Source organism: Rudaea sp., assembly GCF_036383415.1.
Lineage (GTDB): Bacteria > Pseudomonadota > Gammaproteobacteria > Xanthomonadales > Rhodanobacteraceae > Rudaea.
Genome location: NZ_DASVOK010000006.1, coordinates 1 through 5,367, shown reverse-complemented (window position 1 = coordinate 5,367; position 5,367 = coordinate 1). Strand labels below are relative to the sequence as shown.

4 protein-coding genes and 1 pseudogene are annotated in these 5,367 nt (G+C 65.3%); 4 read left to right on the top strand and 1 reads right to left on the bottom strand.

Annotated elements, in window-relative coordinates; genetic code table 11:
- The coding region (locus VF497_RS00105; protein WP_330885013.1) for a choice-of-anchor U domain-containing protein at positions 1-1,111 on the top strand (1,111 nt) is incomplete at its 5' end.
- 89 nt (positions 1,112-1,200) lie between these two features.
- Here the strand turns inward: VF497_RS00105 and uvrB are convergent.
- Positions 1,201-3,231: an excinuclease ABC subunit UvrB gene (gene uvrB, locus VF497_RS00100; protein ID WP_330885010.1), complete on the bottom strand. Its 2,031-nt coding sequence runs from the start codon at positions 3,229-3,231 to the stop codon at positions 1,201-1,203.
- Positions 3,232-3,383: 152 nt separating this feature from the next.
- On the opposite strand from uvrB, the gene VF497_RS00095 reads away from it, so the two are divergent.
- The 3 genes and pseudogenes from VF497_RS00095 to VF497_RS00085 all read left to right on the top strand — a co-directional run.
- Positions 3,384-4,511 carry an aromatic ring-hydroxylating dioxygenase subunit alpha gene (locus tag VF497_RS00095; RefSeq protein WP_330885008.1) on the top strand — a complete coding sequence of 376 codons (1,128 nt, stop codon included), beginning with the start codon at positions 3,384-3,386 and terminating at the stop codon, positions 4,509-4,511.
- A gap of 32 nt (positions 4,512-4,543) precedes the next feature.
- A complete protein-coding gene (locus tag VF497_RS00090) occupies positions 4,544-5,041 on the top strand; it encodes a DUF6265 family protein (RefSeq protein ID WP_330885006.1) in 498 nt (165 codons plus the stop codon).
- 72 nt (positions 5,042-5,113) lie between these two features.
- Positions 5,114-5,367: pseudogene (locus tag VF497_RS00085) on the top strand (cardiolipin synthase B); the annotation flags it as partial.

Below are 5,367 nucleotides of genomic sequence, written 5' to 3'. Positions count from 1 at the left end.
CACGCTCAACGGCATGGTCAGCGCGAACGGCACGGCGACCACCGTGAGCTTCGACTACGGCCTGACGACGTCCTACGGCTCCAACGCGGCAGCTGCGCAGAGCCCGCTCGCCGCGAACGCGAGCAACGCGCCGGTATCGTTCGCCGTCGCCAGCCTGGCCTGCGGCCAGACCTACCATTTCCGCGTCGTCGCCGACAACGGCAACGGCGGCCCGGTCCATGGCGGCGACCAGATGTTCACGACCTCGGCCTGCGCCGCCCAAGCGCCGACCGCGACCAGCCTCGCCGCGACCGCGATCGGTACAACCTCGGCGACGATCACTGGCACGGTCAACGCGAACGGCGCAGCGACCACGGTGTCATTCGCGTACGGCGCGAGCGCGGCCTACGGCAGCACGATCGCGGCGACGCCCACATCGCTGCCTGCGAACGCGGTCGGCACAGCGGTGTCGGCGACACTCAACGGGCTGACTTGCGCCACGACCTATCACTTCCGCGTCGACGCGACTAACGCGAACGGCGCTGGCCACGGTGGCGACCTGACGCTGACGACGGCGGCATGCCCGGTCGTCACCACGTTCACCGGTCCGACGGCCACCGGCACCGGCAACGCACACGCCGTGCTCTCAGGCGGCGGACCGACCTGCACGCTGGTCAATCCCGCCTTCGTCGCCGCGCCGGTTTCGCCGCCGGCGGGGGTGAGCTTCCCCGACGGCCTGTTCCAGTTCCAGGCGAGCGGTTGCACGGGAACTATCACGCTGACCGTGACCTTCCCGAGCCCGTTCACGGCCAACGAGCAGTACTGGAAATACGGCCCTACGCTGGGGCAGGCCAGCGACCATTGGTACACGCTCGGCGCGGCGAACAATCTGTCGCTGCTGGCCAACGTGGCGACGTTCACGATCGCCGACGGCGGCCTCGGCGACGACGATCTCAGCGTCAACGGCACAATCATCGATGCGGGCGGCCCGAGCATCGCGGCGGCCGTCAACCCGCAGGCAACAGCCGTACCGGCGCCAGCGCTCGATCCGCGCAATCTGATGACGTTGATTGCGCTGCTGGCGGCGTTCGGCACGATCGCAGCGCGCAATCGCGGGAAATTTATTCGATAAAGGGGGAGCCCTACCCCTCTCGACTGCCCTGTATGGAGAGGGGATTTTCCGGCCGGCGCGCAGCACGATGCTGCGCGCCGGGTGCGGGTTCAGCTCAGCAGACCCAAAGCCTTCACCCGCTGCAACTCGTCGCGCACGCGCGCGGCTTCCTCGAACTGCAGATCCTGGGCGAGCTTGTACATCTGCGCTTCGAGCTTCTTCAGCTTGGCCGCGAGCTGGTCAGGCGCCAACACGGAATAGTCGACGGATTCTTCCGCCACGCGCAATGCGCCGGACTTTGTCCGCTTGACGGCGCGTTCGGCCTCGGCATCGTGGCGCGCGCCTTCCATGATGTCGGCGATCTTCTTCACCACTGACTTCGGCGTGATGCCGTGCTCGAGGTTGTAGTCGATCTGCTTCTGCCGGCGCCGGTCGGTTTCGTCGAGCGCGCGCTTCATCGAATCGGTGATGCGGTCGGCGTACAAAATTGCCTTGCCGCGCAGGTTGCGCGCGGCGCGGCCTATCGTCTGGATCAGCGAGCGCGTCGAGCGCAGATAGCCTTCCTTGTCCGCGTCGAGGATCGCGACCAGCGACACTTCAGGCATATCGAGACCTTCGCGCAGCAGGTTGATGCCGACGAGCACATCGAACTTGCCCAGGCGCAGGTCGCGCAGGATCTCGACGCGTTCGACCGTCTCGATGTCCGAGTGCAAGTAGCGCACGCGCACGCCGTGCTCCTCGAGATAGTCGGTGAGGTTTTCCGACATGCGCTTGGTCAGAGTGGTCACGAGCACGCGGTCGCCGAGCTTCACGCGCGCGTGGATCTCACCGAGCAGATCGTCGACCTGGGTGCGCACCGGGCGAATCTCGACTTCCGGATCGATCAACCCAGTCGGCCGCACTACGAGTTCGACCACGTTGCCCTCCGAGTGATTGACCTCGTAGTCGGCCGGCGTCGCCGACACGTAGATCGTGCGCGGCTCGCGCTCGACGAATTCGTCGAACTTGAGGGGCCGGTTGTCGAGCGCCGACGGCAGGCGGAAACCGTACTCGACCAGGTTCTCCTTGCGCGAACGGTCGCCCTTGTACATCGCGCCGAGCTGCGGCACGGTGACGTGCGACTCGTCGATGACCAGCAGCGAATCCGGCGGCAAGTAGTCGAACAGCGTCGGCGGCGGCTCGCCCGGCTTGCGTCCGGTGAAATGGCGCGAGTAGTTCTCGATGCCGTTGCAAAAACCAATCTCGGCCATCATCTCGAGGTCGTACTGCGTGCGCTGCTGCAGGCGCTGCGCCTCGACGAGCTTGTTCGCCTTGTACAGCTGGTCGAGGCGCTCCTTCAGTTCGGGCTTGATCGTCTCTATCGCATCGAGCACGCGCTTGCGCGTCGTCACGTAGTGCGTGGCCGGATAAATCACGCAGCGCGGCACCTTGCGCAGGATCGCACCGGTCAACGGATCGAACACCGAAATGTTCTCGACCTCGCCGTCGAACAGCTCGATGCGTATCGCGTCGAATTCGCTCTCGGCCGGAAATATGTCGACCACGTCGCCGCGCACGCGGAACGATCCGCGATGCAACTCATAATCGCCGCGTTCGTACTGGAGTTCGGTCAGATGGCGGATCAGCTCGCGCTGGTCGACACGCTCGCCGCGCGCGAGGATCAGGCGCATGGATAGATAATCTTCGGGATCGCCAAGGCCATAGATCGCCGACACGGTCGCGACGATCAGTGCGTCAGGACGCGACAGCAACGCCTTGGTCGCCGACAGGCGCATCTGCTCGATGTGCTCGTTGATCGACGAATCCTTCTCGATGTAGGTGTCGCTGGCGACGACATAGGCCTCGGGCTGGTAGTAGTCGTAGTAGCTGACGAAGTACTCCACCGCATTGTGCGGGAAGAACTCCTTGAACTCGCCATAGAGCTGCGCCGCGAGTGTCTTGTTCGGCGCGAGCACGATCGTCGGCTTCTGGATCTGCTGCACGACATTGGCGATCGTGAATGTCTTGCCCGAGCCGGTCACACCGAGCAGGGTCTGGTGCGCGAGGCCGTCGTTGAAGCCGTTGACGAGGCGGCGTATCGCCTCGGGCTGGTCGCCCGACGGCTGGAACGGCGAAACAAGCTGGAAACGGTCTGCGGACATGGGCAGGGATATGCGGGCGATTGCGCGATCCGCAAGTTTAATCCAGCGCGGCGGCGCGAGTCGCCCAAGCCGCGCCTCTGCTGACAACCCTCGGCAACAGTGTTGTAGGATGCGGTTCACATACGCTCACCGAGATCAGCCGGACCGCCGCCATGAAATCACGCACTTCCTTCGGCCAGCACACCTTGGGGCGCGACTACTTTGTTTCCGACGAAATCTGGCGCGCCGAGCACGAGAAGATCTTCTACCGCTCGTGGATGCTCGCCGGCCACGTCTCGCACCTCGAACAGCCGGGAAGCTATTTCCTGTTCGAACTCGGCAGCGAAAGCGTGATCGTGCTGCGCGACCACGATGGCAAACTGCGCGCGTTCCACAACCACTGCCGCCATCGCGGCAGCAAGCTCTGCCGCGAAGCGCAGGGCACGCTCGGCAAGTCGATCCAGTGTCCGTACCACGCCTGGACCTTCGGCCTCGACGGCGCATTGCGCAACGTGCCGACAATGAGCGAGGTTCCCGGTTTCGATCCGGCCGACTATCCTCTGCACACCGCCGCGCTGGAAAACTGGCAAGGCTTCCTCTTCGTCAACCTGTCGCGCAATCCGCAGCCGTTCGCCGAAGCGCTGCCCGGCCTTGCGGAACGCTTCCAGCAATGGCGCACGCCCGAGCTGCGCACGGCAGCGCGCAAGGTCTACGAGGTCGACGCGAACTGGAAGCTGATCTTCCACAACTTCAGCGAGTGCTACCACTGCCCGCTCGCGCATCCGCATCTGAACAAGCTCACCCCGTTCCGCAATTCGGAGAACGATCTCGACGAAGGCCCCGTGCTCGGCGGCCCGATGTGGATGAGCAACCGCGACGGCAGCATGACCATGGGCGGCGAGCGCTGCGCGCCCGCACTGCCCGGCATCACCGAAGCGGAACGCGGCAAAGTATATTATTACAGTCTGTTCCCGAGCGGCTTCCTCTCGTTCCACCCGGACTACGTGATGATGCACCGCGCGCTGCCGCTGTCGAAGGACCGCACGCGCGTCGTCTGCGAATGGCTGTTCCACCCCGACGCGATCGCCGCGCCGGCCTTCGATCACGCGCCTGCGGTCGAGTTTTGGGACCTGACCAACCGCCAGGACTGGGAGCTCTGCTCGAACGCACACCTCGGCGTCACTTCTCAGGCTTGGGAACCGGGCCCGTATTCGGAACTCGAAAGCCAGCTCGCCGCGTTCGATAGACAGTACCTGCGCGCGCTCGGCGACGATGCCGCCAGCGCGCGCCGCGCGGGCTGAACGTTTTCATCACGCCCTTGGGGAGAGGGACCATGAAATCACGCCGCACGTTCGTGCTTTCGTGCCTGTTGTCCGTCGCCGGCTTCGCGTTCGCCGCCGATGCGCCGGCGCCGCTTGCGTCGCCCGCGATCGCGCTCGACCAGTTCGCCTGGCTGGCCGGCAACTGGACGCTCGAGGAAGGCGCGAGCCGAACCGACGAAATCTGGACCACACCCTCGTCGAACCTGATGCTCGGCATGAGCCGCACGCTCAAGGGCGGCAAGACCGTCGCCTTCGAATTTGTCAGCCTGCAGAAGCGCGACGATGGCGTCTACTACGTCGCCCAGCCCAGCGGCCGGCCGCCGGTCGATTTCCGTCTCGCGAGCTACGTCAACGGCGAGGCCGTCTTCGTCAACCCCGGCCACGCCGACCATCTGCAGCGCATCGTCTACCGGCGCAATGCGGATGGTTCGCTCACTGCGCGCATCGAGGGCCGCGACGGCGACAAACCGTTCGCCAAGGACTATGTCTACCGGCGTGCGGTGCCTTAGGACAACCGCGCCGTGCCTGATTTCGATTCGGTTGTCCGCGCTCCCGATCCACCACGCTTCGGTTCCGCGCGCATGCTCGCGGAGCAGGCACTGGACCGCGCCACCGGCGTCGAGCCCGTTGCCGGCAACGCCATCGAACTGCTGATCGACGGCCGTGCGAATTTCGATGCCTGGCTGACCGCGATAGGCGCTGCACAAAACAGCGTCTTCCTCGAAAACTACATCATCCGCGACGACGAAGTCGGGCGTGCGTTCCGCGATGCGCTCGCCGCGCGCGCGGCCGCAGGCGTGCGCGTCGCGGTGATTCGCGACTGGCTCGGCTGTCT

Excerpts from the sequence above, each read along its gene's own strand:
- VF497_RS00090 (WP_330885006.1), top strand. The coding sequence starts at position 4,544 with ATGAAATCACGCCGCACGTTCGTGCTTTCGTGCCTGTTGTCCGTCGCC.
- VF497_RS00095 (WP_330885008.1), top strand. The coding sequence starts at position 3,384 with ATGAAATCACGCACTTCCTTCGGCCAGCACACCTTGGGGCGCGACTAC.
- uvrB (WP_330885010.1), bottom strand. The coding sequence starts at position 3,231 with ATGTCCGCAGACCGTTTCCAGCTTGTTTCGCCGTTCCAGCCGTCGGGC.